Annotated in this window: 24 protein-coding genes, 1 tRNA gene and 1 pseudogene; 11 read left to right on the top strand and 15 right to left on the bottom strand. The window is 36.0% G+C overall.

What is annotated here, in order from left to right; translation table 11 throughout:
• Positions 1–48: 48 nt before the first annotated feature.
• Both PSA_RS11505 and PSA_RS11500 read right to left on the bottom strand, forming a co-directional pair.
• Positions 49–1206, bottom strand: a complete 1158-nt coding sequence (locus PSA_RS11505) for an acyl-CoA dehydrogenase family protein (RefSeq protein WP_042144404.1) — start codon at positions 1204–1206, stop codon at positions 49–51.
• Positions 1207–1391: 185 nt separating this feature from the next.
• Entirely contained in the window at positions 1392–2576 is a 1185-nt protein-coding gene (locus PSA_RS11500) for an acetyl-CoA C-acyltransferase (RefSeq protein WP_042144406.1), read from the bottom strand.
• Between the two features lie 367 nt (positions 2577–2943).
• On the opposite strand from PSA_RS11500, the gene PSA_RS11495 reads away from it, so the two are divergent.
• From PSA_RS11495 to PSA_RS11460, 8 genes are all read left to right on the top strand, one after another.
• On the top strand, positions 2944–3351 hold the full coding sequence (locus PSA_RS11495) for a MerR family DNA-binding transcriptional regulator (RefSeq protein WP_042144407.1): 408 nt from the start codon (positions 2944–2946) through the stop codon (positions 3349–3351).
• A gap of 47 nt (positions 3352–3398) precedes the next feature.
• Complete coding sequence (locus tag PSA_RS11490) at positions 3399–4574, top strand: isovaleryl-CoA dehydrogenase (RefSeq protein WP_042144410.1); 1176 nt, start codon at positions 3399–3401, stop codon at positions 4572–4574.
• A 48-nt stretch (positions 4575–4622) separates the two neighbouring features.
• The gene (locus tag PSA_RS11485; RefSeq protein WP_042144412.1) at positions 4623–6230 is read left to right on the top strand and encodes a carboxyl transferase domain-containing protein; all 1608 of its coding nucleotides are present in this window, start codon (positions 4623–4625) and stop codon (positions 6228–6230) included.
• Positions 6231–6339: 109 nt separating this feature from the next.
• Positions 6340–7107: an enoyl-CoA hydratase-related protein gene (locus PSA_RS11480; RefSeq protein ID WP_042144413.1), complete on the top strand. Its 768-nt coding sequence runs from the start codon at positions 6340–6342 to the stop codon at positions 7105–7107.
• Positions 7108–7141: 34 nt separating this feature from the next.
• Positions 7142–9100 carry an acetyl/propionyl/methylcrotonyl-CoA carboxylase subunit alpha gene (locus PSA_RS11475; RefSeq protein WP_042144415.1) on the top strand — a complete coding sequence of 653 codons (1959 nt, stop codon included), beginning with the start codon at positions 7142–7144 and terminating at the stop codon, positions 9098–9100.
• 2 nt (positions 9101–9102) lie between these two features.
• Positions 9103–10014 carry a hydroxymethylglutaryl-CoA lyase gene (locus tag PSA_RS11470; RefSeq protein ID WP_042144417.1) on the top strand — a complete coding sequence of 304 codons (912 nt, stop codon included), beginning with the start codon at positions 9103–9105 and terminating at the stop codon, positions 10012–10014.
• Between the two features lie 112 nt (positions 10015–10126).
• On the top strand, positions 10127–10831 hold the full coding sequence (locus PSA_RS11465; RefSeq protein ID WP_042144420.1) for a CoA transferase subunit A: 705 nt from the start codon (positions 10127–10129) through the stop codon (positions 10829–10831).
• 18 nt (positions 10832–10849) lie between these two features.
• A complete protein-coding gene (locus tag PSA_RS11460) occupies positions 10850–11509 on the top strand; it encodes a 3-oxoacid CoA-transferase subunit B (RefSeq protein ID WP_042144422.1) in 660 nt (219 codons plus the stop codon).
• Positions 11510–11676: 167 nt separating this feature from the next.
• Here the strand turns inward: PSA_RS11460 and msrB are convergent, their stop codons facing one another.
• Positions 11677–12042: a peptide-methionine (R)-S-oxide reductase MsrB gene (msrB, locus tag PSA_RS11455; protein WP_042144423.1), complete on the bottom strand. Its 366-nt coding sequence runs from the start codon at positions 12040–12042 to the stop codon at positions 11677–11679.
• A gap of 214 nt (positions 12043–12256) precedes the next feature.
• Positions 12257–13630 (bottom strand): NADP-dependent phosphogluconate dehydrogenase, encoded by a 1374-nt coding sequence (gndA, locus tag PSA_RS11450; protein WP_042144424.1) that lies wholly within the window; start codon positions 13628–13630, stop codon positions 12257–12259.
• A gap of 297 nt (positions 13631–13927) precedes the next feature.
• Here gndA and pyk point away from each other — a divergent pair, with 297 nt between their 5' ends.
• The gene (pyk, locus tag PSA_RS11445) at positions 13928–15364 is read left to right on the top strand and encodes a pyruvate kinase (RefSeq protein ID WP_042144426.1); all 1437 of its coding nucleotides are present in this window, start codon (positions 13928–13930) and stop codon (positions 15362–15364) included.
• A gap of 323 nt (positions 15365–15687) precedes the next feature.
• Here pyk and PSA_RS11440 read toward each other — a convergent pair.
• The 8 genes from PSA_RS11440 to PSA_RS11405 form a co-directional block, all read right to left on the bottom strand.
• A tRNA-Ser gene (locus PSA_RS11440) sits at positions 15688–15778 on the bottom strand.
• 128 nt (positions 15779–15906) lie between these two features.
• On the bottom strand, positions 15907–16257 hold the full coding sequence (locus PSA_RS11435; RefSeq protein ID WP_042144494.1) for a hypothetical protein: 351 nt from the start codon (positions 16255–16257) through the stop codon (positions 15907–15909).
• A 132-nt stretch (positions 16258–16389) separates the two neighbouring features.
• Positions 16390–16653: a hypothetical protein gene (locus PSA_RS11430; protein ID WP_042144497.1), complete on the bottom strand. Its 264-nt coding sequence runs from the start codon at positions 16651–16653 to the stop codon at positions 16390–16392.
• Positions 16654–16849: 196 nt separating this feature from the next.
• Positions 16850–17551, bottom strand: coding sequence for a hypothetical protein (locus PSA_RS11425; RefSeq protein WP_042144499.1), 702 nt, complete (start codon positions 17549–17551; stop codon positions 16850–16852).
• A gap of 75 nt (positions 17552–17626) precedes the next feature.
• On the bottom strand, positions 17627–18715 hold the full coding sequence (locus PSA_RS11420; protein WP_042144501.1) for an HDOD domain-containing protein: 1089 nt from the start codon (positions 18713–18715) through the stop codon (positions 17627–17629).
• Positions 18716–19136: 421 nt separating this feature from the next.
• Positions 19137–19667, bottom strand: coding sequence for a hypothetical protein (locus tag PSA_RS11415; protein WP_042144505.1), 531 nt, complete (start codon positions 19665–19667; stop codon positions 19137–19139).
• Positions 19668–19700: 33 nt separating this feature from the next.
• Complete coding sequence (locus PSA_RS11410; protein ID WP_042144507.1) at positions 19701–20312, bottom strand: DsbA family protein; 612 nt, start codon at positions 20310–20312, stop codon at positions 19701–19703.
• A 74-nt stretch (positions 20313–20386) separates the two neighbouring features.
• Positions 20387–21733, bottom strand: a complete 1347-nt coding sequence (locus tag PSA_RS11405) for an outer membrane protein transport protein (RefSeq protein WP_042144509.1) — start codon at positions 21731–21733, stop codon at positions 20387–20389.
• Positions 21734–21919: 186 nt separating this feature from the next.
• Between PSA_RS11405 and PSA_RS11400 the strand changes: the two genes are divergently transcribed.
• Positions 21920–22390 carry a hotdog fold domain-containing protein gene (locus PSA_RS11400; RefSeq protein ID WP_042144512.1) on the top strand — a complete coding sequence of 157 codons (471 nt, stop codon included), beginning with the start codon at positions 21920–21922 and terminating at the stop codon, positions 22388–22390.
• 45 nt (positions 22391–22435) lie between these two features.
• On the opposite strand, the pseudogene PSA_RS11395 reads toward PSA_RS11400, so the two are convergent.
• A pseudogene (locus PSA_RS11395) lies at positions 22436–23300 on the bottom strand (delta-class carbonic anhydrase).
• Positions 23301–23469: 169 nt separating this feature from the next.
• On the opposite strand from PSA_RS11395, the gene PSA_RS11390 reads away from it, so the two are divergent.
• The gene (locus tag PSA_RS11390; RefSeq protein ID WP_042144514.1) at positions 23470–24084 is read left to right on the top strand and encodes a flavin reductase family protein; all 615 of its coding nucleotides are present in this window, start codon (positions 23470–23472) and stop codon (positions 24082–24084) included.
• A gap of 98 nt (positions 24085–24182) precedes the next feature.
• Here the strand turns inward: PSA_RS11390 and PSA_RS11385 are convergent, their stop codons facing one another.
• Positions 24183–25109: an electron transfer flavoprotein subunit alpha/FixB family protein gene (locus PSA_RS11385; RefSeq protein WP_042144516.1), complete on the bottom strand. Its 927-nt coding sequence runs from the start codon at positions 25107–25109 to the stop codon at positions 24183–24185.
• Positions 25110–25859 (bottom strand): electron transfer flavoprotein subunit beta/FixA family protein, encoded by a 750-nt coding sequence (locus PSA_RS11380; RefSeq protein ID WP_042144518.1) that lies wholly within the window; start codon positions 25857–25859, stop codon positions 25110–25112. It lies immediately after the preceding gene.
• Positions 25860–26018 lie beyond the last annotated feature (159 nt).

The following is a 26018-nucleotide window of genomic DNA, read 5'->3' as shown; positions in this document are numbered from 1 at the left end:
TTGATGATATCAATGCCAAATGGGCACAATTAATTGACCTATAAATAGTTATAAAATATCACCTGCACCATCAGCCAATAAGCGACGGGCAATGATCAAACGCATGATTTCATTAGTACCTTCTAGAATCTTATGCACTCGTACATCTCGAACATGGCGCTCTAATGGATATTCTTTAATGTAACCATAACCACCGTGCAGCTGTAATGCTTCATCACATACTGTAAAACCGATATCTGTAGCAAAGCGTTTAGCCATAGCACAATAAGCTGTTTTTTCAGGGTCTTGTGTATCTAATTTAAATGCTGCTAAGCGCACCATTTGGCGTGCAGCTACAAGCTCCGTTGCCATATCAGCAAGTTTAAATTGTAGCGCTTGGAATGCAGCAAGCGGTTTACCAAATTGTTCTCGCTCTTTCATATATTCAGTTGCTGTATTTAAAGCTTGCTGAGCGGTACCAATTGAACAGGTTGCGATATTGATTCTGCCACCGTCTAAACCTTGCATTGCAAACGTAAAACCGTCACCCTCATTGCCTAATAGGTGTGATTTTGGAATTCTGACATTTTCAAAAGTAACTAATCGTGTAGGTTGTGCATTCCATCCCATTTTTTCTTCTGCTTTACCGTAAATGATACCTTCAGCATCAGCAGGTACAACAATCGCTGATATACCTTTAGGGCCAGCTTCGCCTGTGCGTACCATAACAACTAATACTTCTGTCTCGCCTGCACCAGAAATAAACATTTTTGAACCATTAATAATGTAATCATCACCATCAGATACTGCTTTTGTTCTTAAAGATGCAGCATCTGAACCTGAGCCTGGTTCTGTTAAACAATATGAAGCTAGTTTCGTACCCATCACAAGGTCATCACATAGCTGAGCTTTTATTTCTTGTGTGCCAAAACTTGCAATCATCCACGTAGCCATATTGTGAATTGTTAACATTGCCGTAGTACCTGTACATCCCATTGCAAGTTGTTCAAATATGATGCTTGAATCTAAACGAGATAAACCTAGGCCACCTGCTTCCTCAGGTGTATAAAGGCCACAAAACCCAAGTTCACCTGCAGCTTGAATCACATCTTTTGGAAAAATATGTTCCGCGTCCCATTTTGCTGCATTTGGTAGCATTTCAGTTAATGCAAATTGGCGTGCTGTTTCTGCAAATGCAATTTGATCTTCAGATAAGTTGAAATTCATAAGGTTCTCATTTTTTTATACTTTTAAAACTAATATGTTTTACAATTAGTGAATACGGCCAATTTAAGTTTGTTATTATTGCTTAAATTGGTTTCCCCAAATATCTATATGTAAATATTGATTACTTACATATAGAAACTAATAAGTACACAAAATAAAAGGCGCTAAAAAGCGCCTTTTAAAAATTAAATTACTTCAACTGCCATTGCGACAGCTTCACCGCCACCAATGCATAAAGTAGCTACACCTTTGCTTAAACCTTTATTACGTAAAGCATGGATCAGCGTAACTAAAATACGCGCACCACTGGCACCAATTGGATGACCTAATGCACAAGCGCCACCGTTTACATTAACTTTGCTTTCGTCAAGTTTAAGTTCATTAATTGCAAGCATAGTTACCATGGCAAATGCTTCGTTTATTTCCCATAAATCAACGTCATTTAACTCCCAACCGGATTTTTCAAGTACAGTATTTATCGCGCCAATTGGTGCAACCGTAAATTCTGCTGGTGCTTGAGAATGCGTTGAATGTGCTTTAATGCGACATAAAGGTATTAACCCTTTAGCTTTTGCAGTTGATTCTTTCATTAATATTAAAGCTGCAGCACCATCTGAAATTGATGATGAATTAGCTGCAGTAATAGTACCGTCTTTTGCAAATGCAGCTCTTAGGCTAGGAATTTTATCAATACGTGCACTACCTGGGCCTTCATCTGTTGTTACTGTTGTATCTCCACGACGGCTTTTAAGAATAAAAGGTTCTATTTCTTCGTCAAAACTACCAGCATCAATCGCTGCTTGTGCTTTTTTAAGGGAAGAGATAGCAAATGTATCCATATCTTCACGAGTTAATTTATAGTCATTAGCTGTTTTTTGTGCAAAAACACCCATGGCTTTGTTTTCATACGCATCTTCTAGACCATCAGCCATCATGTGATCTTTAATTTCACCGTGGCCCATTCTAAAACCACCACGTGCTTTAGGTAAAAAGTATGGTGCATTTGACATGCTTTCCATGCCGCCAGCGATTGCAACCTCAATACTGCCTGCTTTTATGAGGTCATGCGCTAACATCGTAGCTTTTATACCTGAACCACACACTTTATTAATAGTTGTTGCGCCAGTTTTTTGTTCTAAGCCTGCTTTTAAAGTTGCTTGGCGTGCAGGCGCTTGGCCTAACCCAGCGGGAAGAACACAGCCCATAACAACTTCATCTATATCATTTGATGCTAATCCAGAATTTGCAAAAGCACTTTTAATCGCAGTCGCACCTAGATCAGTCGCATCTGCGCCACTTAAAGCACCCATAAAGCCACCCATAGGGGTACGTTTAGCACTTACAATAACAATAGGATCTTCAAAAGACATATATTCGCTCTCTATAAATCGAGTTTAATAAAATTAATATTCTATGAGCATACACAAAATTGACGTTTACGCCAACGTCAACTAAATAATTCTTTAATCATTATTTTTTAAAATGTAAATTTTACTGACAACTTATGTTTCCAGTTTTCTTTGATTTTAGAAAACCCCTTACCTGTCACTTATGTCAAACTAGCAATAACAAATATATTTTACTTTCTATAATAAATTCTAGAACAGTAATAATTATGCGTATATAGAGATATCTTTAGCTTACTTTTTTACATTTACATAACACCACAGCTTTACCTTTACGTAAACTTCACTTATATTGTATTGAAATACAAGGTGCTAAATCAGGGTACATTTAATGAACGAAGACATCTACGAACAGAACTCAGAAGAAACATATAGCATCAGTGATCTCTCAAAAGAATTTGATATTACAACTCGTAGTATTCGTTTTTATGAAGACCAAGGCCTTATCTCTCCGACCAGAAATGGTCAAACCCGAATTTATACTAAAAGAGACAAAGTACGTCTTAAATTAATATTACGCGGTAAAAGACTTGGTTTCACATTGGCTGAAACTGGCCGTTTATTTGAGTTATATGATGCGGATAAATCGAGCGCAAAGCAGCTAAACATAATGCTTGAACTGATACAAGATAAAAAAGTACACCTTACACAGCAAATGGATGACATTAAAGTTGTACTTATGGAATTAGTTACAGCCGAAAAACGCTGTCACGATACTTTAAAGAATTTAGAAGACTAAACCAAATACTTAATATTTTAAGCTATTAATACATTACAGGACATATCATGAGCACTATATCTCTATATAAAGAACTTAACTTTGGTTTAGGCGAAACCGCGGACATGATCAAAGATCACGTTAACTCATTCGCTGCTACTGAAATCGCCCCTATAGCTGAAAAAACAGATTTAGATAATGCGTTTCCAAATGAACTTTGGCCGAAACTTGGTGAAATGGGTCTATTAGGTATAACAGTAAGTGAAGAGTTTGGTGGTTCAGGTTTAGGTTATTTAGAGCATGTTTTAGCTGTAGAAGAAATCAGCCGTGCAAGTGCGTCTATTGGTTTAAGCTACGGTGCACATTCTAATTTATGTGTAAACCAAATTTTCCGTAATGGTAACCAAGCACAAAAAGAGCAGTATTTACCAAAATTAATTAGTGGCGAACATATTGGTGCACTTGCTATGAGTGAACCAAATGCAGGCTCAGATGTCGTATCAATGAAACTTAAAGCTGAGAAAAAAGGCGATAAGTACATTTTAAACGGTAATAAAATGTGGATCACCAATGGTCCAGATGCAAGTACGTATGTTGTGTATGCTAAAACAGATATGGAAGCACATTCTAAAGGTATTACTGCATTTATTGTTGAACGTGACTTCCCAGGTTTCACTCAAGCACAAAAACTAGATAAATTAGGTATGCGTGGTTCAAATACATGTGAACTTGTTTTTGTTGATTGTGAAGTACCAGAAGAAAATATTTTAGGTGAACTAAACCAAGGCGTTAAAGTATTAATGAGTGGTTTAGATTACGAACGTGTTGTTCTGTCAGGTGGGTGTTTAGGCATAATGCAAGCATGTATGGACTTAGTAGTACCTTATATACATGAGCGTAAGCAGTTTGATACAGAAATTGGTAAGTTCCAACTTATCCAAGGAAAAATTGCTGACATGTATTCACAAATGAATGCTGCACGTAGTTATGTATACACAGTTGCAAAATCATGTGATCGTGGTGAAACCACACGTAAAGATGCTGCGGGTGTTATTTTATATGCTGCAGAACTTGCGACAAAAATGGCATTAGACGCCATTCAAATCCTAGGTGGCAATGGTTACATCAATGAATTTGCAGCAGGTCGTTTATTACGTGATGCAAAATTATATGAAATTGGCGCTGGTACTTCTGAAATCCGTCGTATGCTAATTGGTCGTGAATTATTTAGTGAAAGTTGTTAGAGAATACATTCACATAACTAATAAAAGCGTATAAGTTCAGGGGGAAATATGACAATTTTAAAATCTCAAATTAACAGTCACGATCCAGCTTTTGTTGAAAAACAAGCTGCAATGAATGAATTAGTAAAAGATTTGCACAAACAAACAGCAAAATTTATTAAAGGTGGCGGTGATGCATTAATCGAAAGGCATCAAGGTCGAGGTAAAATGTTTGTGCGTGATCGCATTGATACATTAATTGATGAAGGCTCACCATTTTTAGAGATCTCACAATTTGCAGCACACGGCGTATATGAACAAGATATTGCATGTGCAGGCATTGTAGCGGGTATTGGTCGTGTTAAAGGCATTGAATGTATGATCATAGCCAATGATGCAACTGTTAAAGGTGGGACATATTTTCCGCTAACTGTTAAGAAACATTTAAGAGCACAAGATATTGCAGAGCAATGTCATTTGCCTTGTATTTATCTTGTTGATTCAGGTGGTGCAAATTTACCTGAGCAAGATGAAGTTTTCCCTGATAAATTACATTTTGGTCGCATTTTTTATAACCAAGCACGTATGTCAGGCAAAGGTATTCCCCAAATTGCTGTGGTAATGGGTTTATGTACTGCAGGTGGTGCATATGTACCTGCTATGGCTGACGAAAGTATCATAGTAAAAGATCAAGGAACTATCTTTTTAGCTGGTCCACCATTAGTTAAAGCTGCAACAGGTGAAGTTGTATCTGCAGAAGATTTAGGTGGTGCTGATGTGCATTGTAAAGTATCGGGTGTGGCCGATCATTATGCAGACAATGACGAACATGCATTATCAATTGCACGCCAATGTATTGAACGTGTTAATCATAACCGCCCTACTGCACCTTTATTAGATGAGGTAAAACCACCAAGATATGACGCTTCAGAAATATATGGTATTGTGGGAACAGACCTTAAAAAACCTTTTGATGTTCGTGATGTCATCGCCCGTACTGTTGATGACTCTGCATTTGATGAATTCAAAAAATATTTTGGCGAAACATTAGTATGTGGTTTTGCTAAAATTTATGGCATGCCTGTAGGTATAGTTGCAAATAATGGCATTTTATTTTCAGAATCAGCACAAAAAGGTGCGCATTTTATTCAGTTATGTGCTCAAAGAAAAATTCCATTAGTGTTTTTACAAAATATTACTGGCTTTATGGTTGGTCAAAAATATGAAGCTGAAGGCATCGCAAAGCATGGCGCAAAAATGGTAATGGCTGTGTCATGTGCTGATGTACCTAAATTTACAGTCCTTATTGGTGGCTCTTACGGTGCTGGTAACTATGGTATGTGTGGTCGTGCATTCGAACCGACTATGATGTGGATGTGGCCAAACTCTCGTATCTCAGTAATGGGTGGGGAGCAAGCAGCAGGCGTATTAACACAAGTTAAACAAGACGGTTTAGCACGTAAAGGTGCTTCTATGTCAGGTGAAGAAGTGGCTGACTTTAAAAAACCAATTATTGATCAATATGAAGAACAAGGTCACCCTTATTATGCCAGCGCCCGTTTATGGGATGACGGTATAATCGACCCTGCCCAAACACGGCATGTATTAGGTTTAGCTTTAAGTGCCTCTAAAAACGCACCTGAAAAAGAATCTAACTTTGGTGTATTTCGTATGTAAGTAAAACTGCAATACAGTTTTACTTAAACCACGATGTGGTTATCAATTTTAGCCACTTTGTGGCATTAAAATAGAGGTTGTAACACCTCTAAAACTGACAGGAAATCTCATGTCTGTAAATTTAACGATTTCAAACAAAGTTGCTACAGTCACTTTAAATCGCGCCCAAGTTCACAATGCATTTGATGACATCACAATAATACAACTAATAGATGTTATTACACAGGCATGTGAGCATGATGTACGTGTTTTAGTGTTAAAAAGTGAAGGCCGCCATTTCTCTGCTGGTGCAGATTTAGGCTGGATGAAATCAATGGCTGATAATGACTTTGATGATAATTTTGCTGACTCTCAACAATTAGCAAAATTAATGCATACACTTGCAAGCTGCCCTATGCCAACGATTTGTCAAGTTCAAGGTGCTGCATTTGGTGGTGCTCTAGGCTTAATTGCCTGTTGTGACATCGCTTTTGCAAGCCCAGATGCTAAGTTTTGTTTAAGTGAAGTTAAGCTTGGTTTAATTCCTGCTGTGATCAGCCCTTATGTGATTAAAGCGATTGGTGAAAGACAATCACGTCGTTATTTTTTAACAGCTGAAATATTTAAAGCAGATAAAGCGTTAGAACTGGGTTTGATCCACGATATTACTGACGAACTAGAGTCAACAGTTAATGATGCAATAAAAAACATACTTAATAACAGCCCAAAAGCAGTGATTGCTGCAAAAGAGTTAATTGAAGATGTTGCAAACAAAGAAATTAATCAAACATTACAAGATTTAACAGCTGAACGTATTGCGTCAATTCGTGTATCAGTTGAAGGCCAAGAAGGCTTAAGTGCTTTTTTTGAAAAACGCGCGCCAAATTGGCAACAATAATACTTAAACGATTGAGCATAAAGGGTAATAAACAATGTTAAAAAAAATACTTATTGCAAACCGTGGTGAGATTGCTTGCCGCGTAATGAAAACAGCCAAGCGTTTAGGTTTAAAAACAGTTGCTGTTTACTCAGATGCAGATAAAAACTCTCTTCACGTGCAACAAGCTGATGAAGCGTATCATATTGGTCCAGCACCAAGTAAAGATTCTTATTTAGTTGCAAGTAAAATAATTGAAGTAGCAAAACGTGCCGGTGCTGATTGCATTCATCCAGGTTACGGATTTTTATCTGAAAACTGTGAGTTTTCTCGTTTATGTAAAGATAATGATATCGCTTTTGTCGGACCTCCTGAGTCTGCCATTGAAGCAATGGGCTCTAAATCTCGTTCTAAAGAAATCATGGCAGAGGCGAATGTACCATTAGTGCCAGGTTATTATGGCCATAACCAAGATGAGTCATTCTTATTTGATGAAGCAAATAAGATGGGTTATCCAATTTTACTTAAAGCGGCATTTGGCGGTGGCGGTAAAGGCATGCGTATTGTAAATTCTGAAGATGAATTTATGACTATGTTATCATCAGCAAAACGTGAAGCGATTTCTGGTTTTGGTAACGATCAAATGTTGCTTGAAAGATACGTTACTAAGCCACGTCATGTTGAAGTGCAAGTTTTTGCAGATAATCATGGTAACTGTGTTTATTTAGGCGATAGAGATTGTTCTTTACAACGCCGTCATCAAAAAGTAATTGAAGAAGCTCCTGCACCGCAACTATCAGATGCACTTAGAAAAGAAATGGGTGAAGCTGCAGTAAGGTGTGCACAAGCAATTAATTACCAAGGTGCTGGTACAGTTGAGTTTTTATTGTGTGGTGATGAATTCTTCTTTATGGAAATGAATACACGTCTTCAAGTTGAACATCCAGTAACAGAAATGGTAACAGGTGTTGACTTAGTTGAGTGGCAAATTCGAGTTGCATCAAATGAAACTTTAGCTTTAGCGCAAAATGACATTACTTTGACAGGTCATTCTTTAGAAGCACGAATATATGCAGAAGACCCATCAGCTGATTTTATGCCATGCTCAGGTATAATTAAATTACTTGCCACACCAGAAAATTCAAAGCACATCCGTATAGATACTGGTGTAAATACTGGCAGTGAGATCAGTAGTTTCTACGACCCTATGATTGCTAAATTAATTGTATGGGATGAAACTCGTGATTTAGCAATTAAAAGATTACAGTCTTCCTTAGAAGAATTTCATTTAGCTGGTTTTCATTGTAATGTTGCTTTTTTACATAACTTAGCCAGCCATGATGGGTTTGTTAAAACGCAACCCGATACACATTTTATAGATGAAAACCAAGATGAGCTAGTAAAAGTAGACAATGCTGATTTAAAAATCTGTAATATCCTTGCAAGTCTTGTATACCTAGATTCAATCAAAAATCAAAAATGTGGTTCTGCTTGGAACAAGCAACAAGGTTTTAGATTAAACCAAGCTAACAACATCAAAATACCGTTTACTGAATTATCTGATATATCAGCAGTATGTAATGGTTCAAGCTACAGTTTAATTCTTGATGGTCAAACTATAACAGCTGATATATTTATCGATAATACACATATCAACGCTAATATTGACGGTATTAAATACACAGCTGATTTTGTATTAGATCAAAATCAAATTGAATTAATGTATTTAGCAACGACACACAGATATCAGTTAAAAGACAAACATTATGTCAGTGATGTCGAAAATGATGATGCATCACTAGCTGCACCATTAAATGGCACAGTTGTTAAACATTTATTAGCGCTTGGCAGTAAAGTCGAAAAAGGTGATGCGATTGTTGTGATTGAAGCCATGAAAATGGAATATACACTCACAGCGCCTTATGATGGCACTCTAACTAGCTTCTGCTTTGATGAAGGTGAATTAGTATCACACGGCGACCTACTCGCCATAGTTGAGCAAGAAGGCGCTTAATCATGACAGACTCCTTATTGCCTTCTTTTGTTAAGGTCGTTGAAGTGGGTGCACGTGATGGCCTACAGAATGAATCTAAGGTTACAACTGAAGACAAAGTAACTTTAATACAAAACTTAGTAGACGCAGGTGTAAAACACATCGAAGCAGGTGCATTTGTATCACCCAAGTGGGTGCCTCAAATGGCAGACTCTAAGCTTGTTATTGAGTCATTAAATCATAATAGTGCTGAATTTAGCGCTTTAACACCTAACTTAAAAGGCGCACATCTGGCTTTTGAAGCAGGTATTAAAGAGTTTGCTATTTTCACAGCTGCCAGTGAAGCGTTTTGCCAAAAGAATATTAATTGCTCTATTGACGAAAGCATAGAACGTTTTAAAGAAATCATGTCTTTTGCCAATGAACATAACATCAAAGTACGTGGTTATGTCAGTTGCGTAATGGGTTGTCCATATCAAGGTGATGTTGAAGTATCTGAAGTAGTTCGTGTATCTAAAATGCTGCTAGATATGGGCTGTTATGAGATCAGCCTAGGTGATACTGTAGGTGTTGGTACACCAGGCAAAACAGAAGCATTAATATCGTCACTACTTCAGGAAATTCCAGCAAATAAGCTAGCTGTACATTTTCATGACACTTATGGGCAAGCGTTGACAAATATTTACGCTGCTCTAAAACTCGGTATCGCCACTGTTGACGCGGCTGTAGCAGGTTTAGGAGGCTGTCCTTACGCTAAAGGTGCGTCAGGAAATGTTGCCACTGAAGACTTAATTTATATGCTTGATGGACTTGGCATTGATACTAATATTGATATAAAAAGGCTTTCGAAAGCGGGTTGGCAAATATCTAATGCACTCAATAAAGTACCAGCCAGTAAAGTATCCCTTGCCATGCAAGCGGATCTGAGCGAGTAAATTGAGTATTTACTATGCTCAAAATTCGAATTTAAGTATTATTTTTTAGAAGTATTTAGCTGTATTTTTTAAGTACAAGTAAAACATCAAACAATTAAGGGAGCAAGCCCAAATGGCAGGTTTCGATAAAGTAGTTTCGAGTTATGCAGAGGCCATGAAAGGTCTAAAAGATGGCGATACAGTAATTGCCGGTGGTTTTGGTTTATGTGGTATTCCTGAAGGTTTAATTGCAGAAATTAAAAAACAAGGCACACAGGATTTAACTGTTGTTTCAAATAACTGTGGCGTTGATGATTTTGGTTTAGGTATTTTATTACAAGACAAACAAATCAAAAAAATTATTGCTTCTTATGTAGGTGAAAATGCCCTTTTTGAACAGCAATTATTAAGTGGTGAAATTGATGTTGAATTGACACCTCAAGGTACTTTAGCCGAGAAAATGCGGGCCGGTGGTGCTGGTATTCCTGGTTTCTATACTGCAACGGGTTATGGTACGCCTATTGCGGAAGGTAAAGAAGTAAAAGAGTTTAATGGCCGCCCTTATATTCTAGAAGAGTCGATTACAGGCGAATTCGCAATTGTTAAAGCATGGAAAGCTGACACATACGGTAATTTAGTTTTTCGTCATACTGCAATGAACTTTAACCCGATGGCAGCAACAGCAGGTAAAATTACAGTTGTAGAAGTCGAAGAAATTGTAGAGCCTGGTGAATTATCACCAAGTGAAATACATACACCGGGTATTTATGTAAACCGTGTTATCAAAGGCACATTTGAAAAACGTATCGAGCGTGTTACTACACGTCCATCTGAATAAGCAATACGGAGAATTATAATGTCTTTATCAAGAGAACAAGTTGCTAAACGTGTTGCACAAGAGCTACAAGATGGTTATTACGTTAATTTAGGAATAGGGATCCCTACCCTAGTTGCTAATTACGTACCTGATGATATAGAAGTAATGTTACAGTCAGAAAACGGACTTTTAGGTATGGGTCAATTCCCTACTGAAAACGAAGTTGATGCAGATATGATCAACGCGGGTAAAGAAACCGTTACAGCAGCCACAGGTGCGGCAATATTTAATAGTGCCGAAAGCTTTGCAATGATACGGGGTGGTCACGTAGACTTAACAGTACTAGGTGCTTTTGAAGTTGACCAAAATGGGTCTATTGCTTCCTGGATGATCCCAAAAAAGTTAATTAAAGGTATGGGCGGCGCAATGGACTTAGTTGCAGGCGCACAAAATATCATAGTAACGATGACTCACGCCAATAAACATGGTGAATCTAAATTATTAGAATCTTGTACTTTACCTCTAACGGGTGTTAATTGTGTAAAGAAGATAGTGACTGATTTAGCTGTATTAGAAGTAAAAAATGGCGCATTTCATTTATTAGAGCGTGCACCAGGTGTACCTGTTGATGAAATCATCGCAAAAACTGCTGGTAAGTTAATTGTTGAGGGCGAGATCCCTGAAATGACTTTTGAGTAAACCCTAAACAGAATTTATTGATCTGTTGATAACAGTTTAATATACCGACCTCATTCCCAACGTCAAAGATGTTGAGAAACCCCCAAAATCCCTCTAGCGAGGGATTTTTTATTCGCTCTTATTATACCACTTGTGTTAATTAACTGATCACGCAGTGGAAATTGCTATTACTCAAAACTCAAGCAAATTGAATTGATACAATATCTAGTCCCTTCAGGTGTCGGACCATCATCAAAAACATGGCCTAGATGTGAATCACATTTATTACAGCGCACTTCAGTGCGTTTCATACCATGCGATTCATCATGTAAGTACCTCACAGCATTATCAAAGGGTTTTATAAAAGCAGGCCAACCACAACCCGTTTGAAACTTGTTACTACCATCAAATAATGGCTGCGCACAGCATACACACTTATAAACACCATTTTCAAAATGGTTATTATATTCACCTGTATGTGGGTATTCAGTACCGCCATATTCGCACACCGCTTTTTGTTCATCAGTTAAATGTTTAGTCCAACATGTTTTCATCGGCTTCTCTTTATAGATATTTTTGCATGTCGATTACGACCATGAATTGGCAATAATTGAAAATGGAATATTAGGATAGAATAATAGAATGTAATGAGTGAGAAGTTAATAAATATTTGATCCTATAAGCAGATAGAATCAAATATTCTAATAAGATAAAGTGGGGTTAATTTTTTACTACACACCTTGTTTATTAAACTGTGTAGTAATTTAATTATCTTACTTTTGCGTCGATATCCACAAGATCAGTTAAGTGACATGTGCCATCGTTATGCGTTTTGATACCATGCTCACCAAAGTAATCTCTTTGAGCTTGCACTAAGTGACCATTACTTTGTGTTGTTAATGTTGCAAGATAAGTTTGACTCGCTGTTAATACAGGAAAAGCTAAACCTGAAGCGATTGCTAAACCAGACACTTTGCGTAATGCATCTGACTCACTTGTTAACGTATCAATAAAGTCAACACCTTGTGCTATTTGATCTAGGTAATCTGCACGTATGATACAACCAGCACGCCAAGTTTGTAGCGTTTTGCCAAGGTCAACTTTCCACTGATGTGAACGAGATGCACCTTTGATTAATGCCAAACCTTGGCGATAAGCTAATAAACTCGCTAAATGGAATGCTTGTTTCAACTCTTCTAAATCGATTTTAACTTTAGCAGTTGTTTTTGATGCGTAAGTCATCTCTTTAGCTGCATGCGTTTCTTTAGTATTAGTCAGATGACGCGCTTGTACTGCGGCTACTAAAGATGGTACTGCAATACCAAGCTCTAACGCATTTTGCGCTGTCCAAAGTCCTGTTCCTTTAGCGCCTACTCTATTATCAATTAAATCAACTAAAGATTCGTTGTTGTTTGTCTCTAATTTAAGAATATGGCTAGAAATTGATAATAAGTAACTCTGTAATTCGCCTTCTGACCAAGTATCAAATATTTCTGATATTTCTTTAGGTGATTTACCACAGCCATCACGCAATAATTGGTACATTTCAGCAATTAACTGCATTAATGCATACTCAATACCGTTGTGAACCATTTTTACAAAGTGACCGCTTGCAGAGTGACCTACGCGTGCGAAACAAGATTCATTGTTAAAGTTGGCAGCAATTTTTTCAAAAGAAGGTTCTATGCGTTCCCAGCCACCTTCTGAGCCACTTGCCATCATTGCAGGGCCGTGACGTGCGCCTTCAGCACCGCCTGATATACCCATAGTGGCAAATTCAAATTTGTTTTGGTATTTAAGTTTACGAGAAATTCCATCTTTATAATTACTGTTACCACAATCAATGATCATATCATTGATTTCAACACCTGCCTCCACAAGCTCTAGACATACACGATCTACTAACTCGCCAGCTGGTACTAATAATAAAATAGAACGCGGTGCTTCTAGTCTGCGAACCATATCACCGATATCTGAAACGATATGTAAACGCTCAGCAGTACCTTCAGATTTTGCTAAACGTAATAAATCTTCTCCTGCATCTGGATTTTTGTCATATGCAACTAAAGTGACACCTTTTTCTATTAAATTTAGAGCAAGGTTTTTACCCATAACGCCTAAACCAATTAATGCAACCTGCATGTATTTCTCCCGAAGAGCGAAAGTATTAATTTATATAAGTGTATTTCAAAATTAAAATATCATTCATAAAAATTTGAATGATAAAGTCGCGCATTATAGGGTATTATATATACCTTTCAATGCTTGATTAAAATTAACCTAAATTTATCGTTCTTTTTACCCAAATTTTCACAGTTTTTACAAATCTATTGACGAAGCATGACACCGGTGTCATACTTTTGTCACAATCGTCATTCAGTATGATAATATGACTAGCCATTAGTCAGCATTATAATTTTATACATTCAGGAGCATAAGATGCCTAGACGCACTAAAATCGTTGCAACACTTGGACCCGCTACAGATAGAGATAATAACCTAGAAAAAATTATCAAAGCTGGTGCAAATGTTGTTCGTTTGAATTTTTCCCATGGTGTAGCTCAAGATCATAAAGACCGCGCAGAACAAACCCGTACAATCGCTAAAAAATTAGGTTGCCATGTTGCTATTCTTGCCGATTTACAAGGCCCTAAAATCCGAGTTTCTACTTTTAAAGACTCTAAAGTTACTTTAGAAGTTGGTGCTAAATTTATTCTAGATGCTGATTTAGGTTTAGGCGAAGGCGATATCAATGGCGTTGGTATTGACTATAAAGAATTACCAAATGATGTTTCACCATCAGACTTATTATTATTAAACGATGGTTTAATTCAATTGGTTGTTGATTCTATTGAAGGTAACAAGGTTTTCACAACAGTTACTGTTGGCGGTGTGTTATCTAACAATAAAGGCATTAATCGTTTAGGTGGCGGTTTAACTGCCCCTGCTTTTACTGAAAAAGATGAAGCTGATTTAATAACGGCTGCTGAAATTGAAGTTGACTATATTGCAGTATCTTTCCCGCGTAGCGGTGATGATATGCGTCACGTACGTAATTTAGCAAACCAAGCTGGCAGCAAAGCACAGCTTTTAGCTAAAATTGAACGTGCTGAAGCTGTTGAGTCAGTAGAAGCTATCGATGATATTGTACTTGCATCAGATGCAGTTATGGTAGCACGTGGTGATTTAGGTGTAGAAATCGGTGATGCTGAATTAGTGGGTAAACAAAAACTGATTATACAACGTGCTCGCACATTAAACCGCATTGTAGTTACTGCGACACAAATGATGGAATCTATGATCGATAACCCTATGCCAACTCGTGCAGAGGTTATGGATGTTGCTAATGCAGTACTAGATGGTACTGATGCGGTAATGCTTTCAGCAGAAACAGCTGCGGGTGACTACCCAGAAGAAACAGTTGCAACGATGGCACGTGTTTGTAAAGGTGCAGAATCACAACCAGAAACACAAGTTTCTAAGCACAGACTTGAGTGCATGTTTGAAAACGCATCAGAGACTGTAGCACTAGCAGCTATGTATGCAGCTAACCATTTAGACAGCATTAAAGCGATTGTTGCATTAACTGAGTCAGGTAGTACTGCTAAGCTAATGTCACGTATTACGTCTTCATTACCAATTTACTCTTTATCTCGTCATTCAATGACTTTAGGTCAAACAGCACTTTACCGTGGTGTTTACCCAGTTGAGTTTGATTCAACGCAGTTTGAAGCAAATGATTTAACTAAAGAAGCATTAAATACGCTTGTCGAAAAAGGGATTTTAGAGTCAGGTGATAAAGTGATTTTAACTCACGGTGACGCAATGGAAACTGTTGGCGCGAGTAATACAATGAAGATTCTAACAGTCGCTTAATAACTAGTTAAGTTTATTTCATTTTAAAGACCAGATCTTTGATCTGGTTTTTTTACTTCTTTTTTCATCCTTACCACACCTGCTTTCTACTAATCATAAGAGTCAATGAACAATAGATATAATGTTGTCCATCAAACAATAAAATGAGCTCAATTGAATATCTATTTTCTATAAGTAAACATATAACCTAAAAATAACTTAATAAGTGTTGAGGTTTAAGTGATATATCGATACAGATTAGCTCTTTGATAAATTTGAATGATAAGAAAAAACTAAATGACAAAAAGAAAGAAAGCCACACAAGGTGGCTTTAGGGAATGAGGTGGCGGAGAGATAGGGATTTGAACCCTAGATGGGCTATAAACCCATGCCGGTTTTCAAGACCGGTGCATTCGACCACTCTGCCATCTCTCCGTCATTAACTCGTGCATATTAGCAAAAATTTATATATATGCAAAAAAATCACATAATAAAAAATGTAATAATTCAACGTCATCCCATCTCTTTTGTATTGTTATCTTTACAAAATTTAGATTCAATAATTATTTTTTCTTACTAGGTGTAATTTCTTTAAAATAAACAACATTGTCGCATTTATGCCTATTTTTCATAAAAGGAACTGAATTTGTATAGTTAAAATGTAATATGTCTTCAATTTGTTCTGGTTGTTCTAGTTTATCTAAATTTACAACACAAACGGTACATTTATTTTTGGAGATTTTCACTTCGAAACTATCAGTTTCTGACTCTTTAACTAGCTTTGTTTTCATATCTATAAAGTCGACATATTTACCAGAACTACCTGTAATGTGAGAGACAAAATAATCATCACCAAACTCTTTTAGCATTACTTTTCCAGCATTTTCAGTTTCATGCACTAAGTTTTTATACATGGAAAGTATGGCCCCAAATTAAAACTTTTTTACCTGGGTATTGGTTTGCTATCCGCCCAAGATTATTACCTATTTCTTTACTACGTAAATCTTCTATTTGCCATTGTCGATATGTCTGGGCTTTAATTCCCGCTATAATTCGAAGCCAAAAAGGCCGCTTTCAATTATAAATGCATCGAAATTATGTTTTTGATGCATATACTGTACAAATTGAGCCTTAAAATCAAAAACATTGCCTGCTCCATGGCTTTTCTCACCTAATGCGACATAACTTTTATCAGATATTTGTTTTGATAATTTATTGAATTGTACTTTATAGTTTACTGCTCCAATAGCTTTACCTGAGAAAACTACGACCAGAAATACGACGCAAGCAACTACTTTTATTATTGTCATTGTTATAGTTCCTAAAATATAGTCAAAGGAACTTATAATAAAAACATTTCTGCTTGCATTATACCTAAGTATAAAAAACTTCAATCAATTAGTAATTATGTTTAAACCCTTTAAATCCGGTTGTAATGTATTATTTTTAGGCATAAAAAAACCTCTAAATAGAGGTTTTTAATTTACTTGCATATCTATTAAACAGTTACTTGGCTTTGCCAATCTTTTCTGCCCAAAAATCATTTAATTCTTTTGATTTATCAATATTAATTTCTACACCTAAGCCATTTTTATAACATAGCGCTAAAGTTAAGGCAGTGTATGGTGCTTCTAAATAAATAGATTCAAGTAAAGGTACAGCTGCTTCGTAGTCTTTATTTTCAAAATAATGCATTGCTAATGCTGAAATAGCCAGTTCAGACCCTTTAACTGCACTTTCTTGAGCGGCTTGCCAATATTTAATGACTTCTTGCCAGTCAGTATTATCTTCTCCGCCAATTAACTTGGTTAATAGCCCGACTCTAAAATTTGATAAACATCTAAGCTCTGCATCTATATCATCTCTGTCTAATAAAGATAAATACCAAGTTTTAGCTTGTTTATAATTAGCAAAAACAACTGTACTGCCAAATGGACCTGGCGTAACACGAGTTGAAAAGTGCATATCAGCAGCTTCAATTAAACTAGCTAAATGGCCTTTTTCAGCGCCTGTTATGATACAATCTTCAGCATCTTTTTTTAATTTATCTTTGGCTTCCTTTTTCTTCATCCCTTCTGGGATAGGTGCTTTATATGCATCATTAAATACAAGTTTTGCGGCAAATAGACCAGCATCAAAATCACCATCATTATACAAAGCGAATAACTCTTCACCTTTACGCTTGGTATATAATTCTTGTAAATCCATTGGTATTCCTAAGTTTACTGGTTTTTATTTTATAACACCGTAATTTAACACAAAATACAGTAACGATATTAGTTTTTAATCTGTTATTTTTGCCAGTTTTAATTTGTTTATCGTTTTCTGGGCAAGCTTGAAAGCCCCTGTTGATGAAAGCCTTTGACGACATCGTAATTTAAATTCGGGTTCATCTATGATGTCTGCTTCAAAAATATATTCTAGCTCACTAATAATGTTTGCTTCATATACTGCTTGTGCAATTTCACACGTTGCTGATTTAACTTTTGTTTGATTAGCAATAGCATTTATTATTTCCGTTGGTAATTGCCAGTGCTTAGCAATTGCATATGTTAATCTTGTTGAAAATGTAGAAATTAAGTTTTTAAATGCTTGTGAGTTAGGTGGTACATTTGGGTCTACATGACTAAATGCTTCGATCATTATTTGGAAAATAACCATTTTTCCTAAATTTCTTATAAGACCTACTAAATATGCAGTAGAACCATCTTTATTATCATTTGAGTTTATATATATATCTTTAGAATAAATTGCTGTTTTAAGGCTATGTTGCCATATTTTCTCACCAAATTTTTTAAAATATATACTACTACTAGGTGATAATTTCTTGGTATAACTTATCAAAACACTTTCGTATAAACCTTGAGAACCCAGGTTCATAAATGCAGATTTAAGATCCGTAACTTGCTTTTCACACCGTTTATAAAAAGCACTGTTTGCCGTTTTTATAACATCAGCTGCAATACTAGGCTCTTGTTCGATAATCTTTAATATTTCATTAAGATTAAAATCATCTTCTTTCATTGTAGACATCAAAATGGTGACTGTAGATGGGAGAACAGGCAGTTGAGCTATCAATGTTTTAGGTGAAAGTAATAATAGCTCAATTTTTGATGAGACAAATACACTAAATGGGTCTAGTTTATTTTGCTTTTCGGATTGACCAAATAAATAATGATGAAAATCAGCATCGTGTTGGTTGATTGGTTTTATAGTAATACCAGTAGAAGTAACAGATGAGGATTGGGTAAAATCGATGGTTTGGGGCTGGATTTTTGAATCTACACTATTACGTGTTCTTTCAAAATACTCTAAATCTGGCGTATTTTTTACTTTTTTTGAAAATAACGCTTTTAATAATTTTTTAAACAACTGATGGACCTCAAGCAAATAACATAAATATCCTTATCAGTATGGTTCTACTTCCATGTGTTTAAATACTCCTTACAAAGATAAGGGATATTTAAAGGTCGCGAGTATATCAGGTTTAGTTTTCAGTTATAGACTTTTAGGTCTAATACCAATTGTATTAATTAACTTCCAATTCAGCGGGAGTTAAAAGCGCTTTAGACAAGGCAAATAATTGAAGCCATAGTTATTCTATTTCAAAATTATTTAACGCAGTATAAAACGCTTTTAAACCCGCCTTAAAGGAGCCTCTGGGGATTTACACTTCGTTGTTATGTTATCTTTTAAGGGAATGACCATTACTGCGATAACATGCCTAGAAATGAAAACCCCCAAAGGCTCTGAGTGGGAACTTACTTGATACAATTGGTATAAAAACCCATAATTAGCTATATACGGGGCAAGATGAAAACAGTTTAGAAACAGATCCTAGTATCCCATTTATATTTTTATACCATATCTTTTCATAAGGAATTTTTTGATGTGCAAATACAGACCCTTTATTATCGTAAATACTAAATGTAATATCAGTAGAACATTCAGTATCTTTTGCAGCCGATGATAAACCAAAGCTCAGCATCGCTGTTCCTCTGCCCTTTTTCACACCAGAAGGTCTACAAGACCAGTCACCTCTTTTTCCTTCAAAAGATACGCCACCGCATGTAGTTGCAACATCTCCATGATCGCCAGAATACAAATATTCAATTTTTAAGATAAGTCGGTCATCAATATCGGATACAACCTGAGCCTTAATAACTGACATCGTTTCCCAATTACGGATGAATTGTTCGACTGGAATATCATTTTGAGGCTGATTATAAATGATCAACCCTTCATTTTTTGAAGTTGCAGGTTTAAGGCTAATTAAAAGGATTATTATTAACAATACTGAGTAAACGATGATCCTTGTTTTCATTTTAGTTCCTTAATACTGTTAATTATAACCGCTTTATAAATGTGACTTTATTTCTTCTAGTGTCGTGTTAAAGTTTTTGTAATCTATTCTTATTGGATAATATTGTTCATCGAGATGTAAAACAAGGGAAGGAAAGCCTTGTATTGGCATTTTTTGTATCAAATTAATTTCTGATATCAATTTATTATTAATCTCATCACTTTTTAACTTTTGTTCGAATTCAATCTTATCTATTCCCAAGCATTTCGCTAACTGGATTAGGACGTCATTATTTGATGGGTTTTGTGCTTCTAGGTAATAAGCTTTTTGAATAGCTTCAAGCATTTGGGTTTCTAGCTGATAGTCTCTTGCAATGATCACTGCACGACATGATGGATAAGTTGAACGTTTCGGAGTGCTATTACGCCAAAAATCATGATTGAACTCAGTACCTAGATCTTTTTCTATTTTTTGCCATGTAGATTGTAAAAACCCTTGCATAGGCATTGGCATAGCCGCATCAGAATCGGGCGCCAATCCGCCAACTTTATATTCGATATCAACTAATGGGTCTAAAAACTGTTGTAATTTTTGCCATGTAATCTTATACCCCCAGCACCAGCTACACATAGGATCATATATATAAAATAAAGTAGGTCTATTCATAATAGTTACAACATCAAAAAGGTAAATCTGTACACTAAAGATTTACCTATAAATGTCTACTATTTTCTATGTTATTAAAGCTTATAACTCAATTGCATGCCAACTAAATATACATCGCCACTGGCTTCACCAGAAAAGTCAACTTGTGCTATATCCATTAAGTTGAGTGATTCATCTATTTCAGCATCACCATGGGCTTTTATATAAGTAACTGAGAAATCTAAAGTAAGATCTTCACTTGCTTGATAACCTAAACCAGAGCTAAACCATAAACGATCTGAGTCTGGAATACTTAATGTACGATGTTCATTATCAACTGCAGTTTGATCTAGCGCGATACCCGCTCTATATAACAAATCATCATTAATTTGATAGGTAGAACCAATTGCAAAACGCCAGTTATCTTTAAAGTTTTCTTCTTTAACTAAATCTGAGTCAATACCACCTATTGGTTTTGTTTCACCTGGGAAATAAGCAACGAGTTCGTCAAATACACTCCACTGTGTCCAGTTTATACTGGCATGCATAGCAAAGTTATCTGATAGTTGATGGTATGATGAAAGTTCTGCAAAAGCTGGTAATTCAATAGGTAGATTCCCTTCTACACTTATATTTTCACTACCTGTGTACAATAATCCAGATGCAGCCCCATCTAGTTTTAATTTAACTTTACTGTGATAGGCAAAACCAAGTCTGTGAATGGATGATAGCTGCCAAGTCGTTCCTATATTCCAACCATGGCTAATATCATCGCCTTCCATACTTTTCAGTTCTGTACCACCATCAGGTAATTTTCCTGCGATTGGCTCAGGTAACTTAGTCTTTAAACCATCTATCCAACTAGGTACCGATGCACTAATACTACCTTCACCATATACAAGTCTTAATCCAACGCCTACACTAAACTTAGAATTGATTTTATAAGCAATATTTGGGTTAAATTCAACAGTTGTAATTGACGTATGGTTACCAAAAATGGCAGCGGTATGCGTATCTGAAATATTGGTTTCTAAACCAAAATTTGAATTAATGCCCAATCCCCATGTCCATCTATCATTTAATTGTTCAGCAAAAAACATATTAGGCACAATCGCATTAGGTGCAACATCTTTCATGTCAGCATTCATGACAATGGCCTCAGGACCAAATAAGGGTGAAGATAATGAAACATCACCTAAAACATCAACATTAGGCATAACGTATACTGCACCACCGCTAAAATGAGTCCCTTCAAGGTAAGTCAACATAGCAGGGTTTCGCGCTTGAGTTGCTGCATTATCAGCTATCGCTGCTTCACCTGCATAAGCACGACCTAAACCTGTTGCTGAAGATTCTGCTAGTTTAAAACTTGCCGCTGATACTTGAGATGCACAGCCAAATAATGCTGTAGATACAGCAATAGTTAAAATACCTTTGTTCATTAATTCTCTCTTAATCTTAAAAAACCACAAATAGAGTTATCACTCTATTTTTTTTGTTCGAGAGTTTACTCAGGCAATAACGCATTGCAAGTAAATGAAGGTGAATTTAAAGATTAATCAGTCAAACTGGAGATTTCCTTTAAAAATGATAAACTCATCAGACCAGATAATAAAAACAATAAAATTATGAATACAGTAAAGCCTACAAAATTGATGTCTATTTATGAAAAAATTTCTAAATTCCCCTTCGGCAATAAGATTTTTTCTATGATAGTTGCTAAGAAAGCCCCCTATTTTGGTACCATAAATCCAAAAATCACAGAACTTAAAACAAACTATTGTGAATGTTTAATTAAAAAAAAGAATGCAGTTCATAACCATATTAAAACGGTTCATGTTATCGCTATATGTAATGGTTTAGAGATGGCGATGGGCGTGATGGCAGAGTCTTCAATACCAAATCATTTAAGATGGATCCCTAAAGGTATGTCTCTAGACTATACTGCCAAAGCAGGAACTGACATATTATGTACCGCACAAGTCACACCTGAACAATGGCAACCAGGAGATATGAACGTAGCCGTTACAGCTTACGATACAAATGGTGTAGTAGTCGTAAAAGGGGAAATTAAGTTGTGGATCTCACAAAAGAAATAGTCCGCTAAATTCATGTTCAAATTTAACACACTTTTTAATTTATAATTATTTTATTTCAGATAGAAGCTTAGGGTTCATAACTAAGTTTCTCACACCATGTGCATGATCTTCGTTAAACGTATTCCCTTTAAGCCATTTACCTACTTTACGAATATCTACTTTTGCTACTTTAGGACGTACACTCCAGTTAACTTGAAATGGTGAACCTTTTTCATTGTAGCTAGGCCCTGTTGTAGAACCTTCATATTGAACAGGTGCACCCGTGTTTGTTGGAGTTTTAATCGCTTGATGATAACCATCTACGACTTTATGTCGTGTCAATGTATTAAAATCTCGCATTTTTGTCATTAACAATAACATATGCTTGAGTTTAAACTCTCAATTGTGGATTCCCAATCGCATCACTTAAACATGCTCCAAGAGTTGGACCTGGTTTAATTTTCGCAGTTGCATGCACATAATCTACTTCAATTGTATCGCCTGGATATAAGTTACCGTGTGTACTAGCATCAGTTTGTTTACCAAAAGGTTTTAATTCAGATTGAGATAATTCACCAGAATATTCAAAACCAGTTTCAAAACACTTAGCATCACCATGTCCGGCATATTCAGTAAATTCACCACCTTTATGTTCAGCATTTTTATGAAAATGAATGTTACATAAATTCATTTCTTTTAAAGCAGGAGATTCACTGAAAGCACGATTATTTTCACCTAATAAAGAATCAATATCACGTGGCGATTGTGGACCTAAGCCTTGCCCTTTAGTAGATTTAGCAAGTGCAGATTTTTGCTTAGCAATTACCTTGTCAAATACAGTTTTATGCGCATCTTTATGACTGCTATCAGCACTTGCACATAAAGGTAACAAAGCAGCTGAAGCAAACAACATAATTTTATTTGTTTTCATGGTTAAACTCTCATCAATAAATCAAACAATATGGTAATTTAAATTTACATTGTAGATAAAATGAATAGAGGTATATTTAGATAAACAAAGCGGGTTTATTTATTACTGTTGTTTATCACCCAACTATGGCAGGATTTGAATTATAATTAACAGCATATTTTAGATAAAAATGAACCTTAAATTTAGCGAGTTTTCTCCAAGCCAACGTTATCACTTAATGACACAAACCTTAATACCCCGTCCTATCGCTTGGGCGTTAACCGACTCAGGAAATGATTCTTTTAATTTAGCGCCTTTCTCATATTTCACCGCAGTATCGAGTGATCCAGCACTGATCATGATTTCTGTTGGTTTAAAGCCAAATGGCGATAAAAAAGATACTTTAGTTAATGTTCTAAAAAACAGACAAATGGTGATACATATTGCATCAGAACAAGATGCACCTTTAGTGACACAAACAGCTGCAAGCCTAGAACATGGGATCTCTGAATTAGAGGCATCTAAATTGAAGACTACAAAATTTGAAGGGTTTTCATTACCACGTTTGACACAATGTGATGTCGCTTATGCATGTGAGCTTTATGAAATAAAAGAACTCGGAGATATACCACAAACTTTAATATTTTTAGAAATAAAACAGTTATATGTCAATGATAAAGTTTCTGAATTGGATGGTAAAAAAAGAATAAAAGTGCACTCAGATCGCATAAATCCACTGGCACGACTTGGAGGCGGAGAATACACTGCAATTACAACCCCATTTAGCATGCAAAGACCGAAATAGTTATATTCAGCAACTTAGTATTGTACTTTAAATAAAAAAGCACAACTAATAAAGTTGTGCTTTTAAATGGATAGCATAATCAAAATTAAACTATGTCGTTATAAAGAAGACTCTAACTCAGGTAATACATCAAATAAATCTGAAACTAAACCATAATCTGCAACTTGGAAGATTGGTGCATCAGGGTCTTTATTGATAGCAACAATCACTTTAGAATCTTTCATGCCTGCTAAGTGTTGAATTGCACCACTTACACCAACAGCGATATATAAGTTTGGTGCAACAATTTTACCTGTTTGGCCAACCTGCATATCATTTGGAACGAAACCAGCATCAACAGCGGCACGTGAAGCACCGATTGCAGCTCCAAGTTTATCAGCTATACCTTCTAGTAATTTGAAGTTTTCACCGTTTTGCATACCACGACCACCAGAAATGATAACTTCTGCAGCAGTGAGTTCAGGGCGCTCAGATTCAGCTTGTTCTTTAGAAACGAACTCACTTCCAGTAGCTGCAGTGTCTGTTGCGTTATTGATAATATCAACACCGGCTTGTTCACCTTGCAAATCAAACGCACTTGCACGTACAGTGATAAGTTTTTTATCTTCTAATGACTTAACTGTAGCGATTGCATTACCTGCATAAATAGGACGTTTAAATGTATCAGCGTCAACTACAGTTACAATTTCAGATATTTGGTTTTTGTCTAAAAGCGCAGCAACACGTGGCATAAAGTTTTTGCCTGTCGTTGTTGCAGCAGCTAAGATATGACTGTAATCATTACTTAAAGAAATAACTAGATCAGCCATGTTTTCAGCTTGTTGATGCTCAAATGCAGCATTATCTACTAGTATTACTTGATTAACACCTTCAATACTTGCAACTGTAGTAGCAGCATCACTTACATTTAAACCTGCAACTAAAACATCAATTGAATTACCTAGTTTAGAAGCTGCATTAATCGTTTTTGATGTTTCAGGTTTTAAAACACCGTATTCGTGGTCTGCTATGATCAATGTTTTCATTTAAATCACCTTCGCTTCATTTTTTAATTTTTCAATTAGCTGAGCAACGTCATCAACAATGATCCCTGCTTCTCTTACAGCTGGTTCTTCAACTTTTACAAGTTCAATACGCGGCGCTAAATCAACACCTAAAGAATCTGCAGAAATAACAGCTAATGGTTTACGCTTAGCTTTCATAATATTTGGTAAAGATGCGTAGCGTGGTTCGTTCAAGCGTAAATCTGTCGTTACGATTGCTGGTAAATTTAGTGCAACTGTTTGCAATCCACCATCAACTTCACGTGTTACATTTACTTTTGAATCATTTAATTCTACTTTTGAAGCGAATGTACCTTGAGGTCGATTAGACAATGCAGCTAGCATTTGACCTGTTTGGTTATTGTCTGAGTCAATCGCTTGTTTACCTAAAATAACTAATTCTGCAGGCTCTTGCTCTAAAAGCTTATTTAACAGTTTAGCAATTTGAAGAGATTCTAGTTTTTCTTCAGTTTCAATATGAATAGCACGATCAGCACCTAGCGCCAGTGCCGTTCTTAATTGCTCTTGTACTGCTTTAACACCAATAGATACAACAATAACTTCTTCTGCATTACCCGCCTCTTTTATACGGATAGCTTCTTCTACAGCAATTTCACAAAACGGGTTTAAAGCCATTTTTACATTGGCTAGATCAACATCAGTCTGATCTGCTTTAACTCTAGCCTTTACATTATAATCAATTACTCTCTTGACCGGCACGAGGATTTTCATAGTCGCTCCATTATTGTTGACCTAAACGTCAATTTACGATTTTTATTTGTAATTAAGGCTACTTCCTGTTGACGTAAACGTCAACCTAAAATACTCTTAACGACATATTAACTTAATATTTTTTGATTTATGCCTAAAATAAGGTGTAATTAATCACAA

Origin of the sequence: Pseudoalteromonas sp. '520P1 No. 423' (genome assembly GCF_001269985.1) — a bacterium.
In the GTDB taxonomy this organism is placed as follows: domain Bacteria; phylum Pseudomonadota; class Gammaproteobacteria; order Enterobacterales; family Alteromonadaceae; genus Pseudoalteromonas.
This window is presented reverse-complemented; position numbering and strand designations above follow the sequence as displayed.

Excerpts from the sequence above, each read along its gene's own strand:
- PSA_RS11390 (WP_042144514.1), top strand. The coding sequence starts at position 23,470 with ATGAACCTTAAATTTAGCGAGTTTTCTCCAAGCCAACGTTATCACTTA.
- gndA (WP_042144424.1), bottom strand. The coding sequence starts at position 13,630 with ATGCAGGTTGCATTAATTGGTTTAGGCGTTATGGGTAAAAACCTTGCT.
- msrB (WP_042144423.1), bottom strand. The coding sequence starts at position 12,042 with ATGAAAACATGTTGGACTAAACATTTAACTGATGAACAAAAAGCGGTG.
- PSA_RS11435 (WP_042144494.1), bottom strand. The coding sequence starts at position 16,257 with ATGTATAAAAACTTAGTGCATGAAACTGAAAATGCTGGAAAAGTAATG.
- PSA_RS11470 (WP_042144417.1), top strand. The coding sequence starts at position 9,103 with ATGACAGACTCCTTATTGCCTTCTTTTGTTAAGGTCGTTGAAGTGGGT.
- PSA_RS11415 (WP_042144505.1), bottom strand. The coding sequence starts at position 19,667 with ATGAAAACAAGGATCATCGTTTACTCAGTATTGTTAATAATAATCCTT.
- PSA_RS11385 (WP_042144516.1), bottom strand. The coding sequence starts at position 25,109 with ATGAAAACATTGATCATAGCAGACCACGAATACGGTGTTTTAAAACCT.
- PSA_RS11380 (WP_042144518.1), bottom strand. The coding sequence starts at position 25,859 with ATGAAAATCCTCGTGCCGGTCAAGAGAGTAATTGATTATAATGTAAAG.
- PSA_RS11465 (WP_042144420.1), top strand. The coding sequence starts at position 10,127 with ATGGCAGGTTTCGATAAAGTAGTTTCGAGTTATGCAGAGGCCATGAAA.
- PSA_RS11425 (WP_042144499.1), bottom strand. The coding sequence starts at position 17,551 with ATGGATTTACAAGAATTATATACCAAGCGTAAAGGTGAAGAGTTATTC.
- PSA_RS11405 (WP_042144509.1), bottom strand. The coding sequence starts at position 21,733 with ATGAACAAAGGTATTTTAACTATTGCTGTATCTACAGCATTATTTGGC.
- PSA_RS11490 (WP_042144410.1), top strand. The coding sequence starts at position 3,399 with ATGAGCACTATATCTCTATATAAAGAACTTAACTTTGGTTTAGGCGAA.
- PSA_RS11460 (WP_042144422.1), top strand. The coding sequence starts at position 10,850 with ATGTCTTTATCAAGAGAACAAGTTGCTAAACGTGTTGCACAAGAGCTA.
- PSA_RS11430 (WP_042144497.1), bottom strand. The coding sequence starts at position 16,653 with ATGACAATAATAAAAGTAGTTGCTTGCGTCGTATTTCTGGTCGTAGTT.
- PSA_RS11485 (WP_042144412.1), top strand. The coding sequence starts at position 4,623 with ATGACAATTTTAAAATCTCAAATTAACAGTCACGATCCAGCTTTTGTT.
- PSA_RS11475 (WP_042144415.1), top strand. The coding sequence starts at position 7,142 with ATGTTAAAAAAAATACTTATTGCAAACCGTGGTGAGATTGCTTGCCGC.
- PSA_RS11500 (WP_042144406.1), bottom strand. The coding sequence starts at position 2,576 with ATGTCTTTTGAAGATCCTATTGTTATTGTAAGTGCTAAACGTACCCCT.
- PSA_RS11400 (WP_042144512.1), top strand. The coding sequence starts at position 21,920 with ATGAATACAGTAAAGCCTACAAAATTGATGTCTATTTATGAAAAAATT.
- PSA_RS11480 (WP_042144413.1), top strand. The coding sequence starts at position 6,340 with ATGTCTGTAAATTTAACGATTTCAAACAAAGTTGCTACAGTCACTTTA.
- pyk (WP_042144426.1), top strand. The coding sequence starts at position 13,928 with ATGCCTAGACGCACTAAAATCGTTGCAACACTTGGACCCGCTACAGAT.
- PSA_RS11505 (WP_042144404.1), bottom strand. The coding sequence starts at position 1,206 with ATGAATTTCAACTTATCTGAAGATCAAATTGCATTTGCAGAAACAGCA.
- PSA_RS11495 (WP_042144407.1), top strand. The coding sequence starts at position 2,944 with ATGAACGAAGACATCTACGAACAGAACTCAGAAGAAACATATAGCATC.
- PSA_RS11410 (WP_042144507.1), bottom strand. The coding sequence starts at position 20,312 with ATGAATAGACCTACTTTATTTTATATATATGATCCTATGTGTAGCTGG.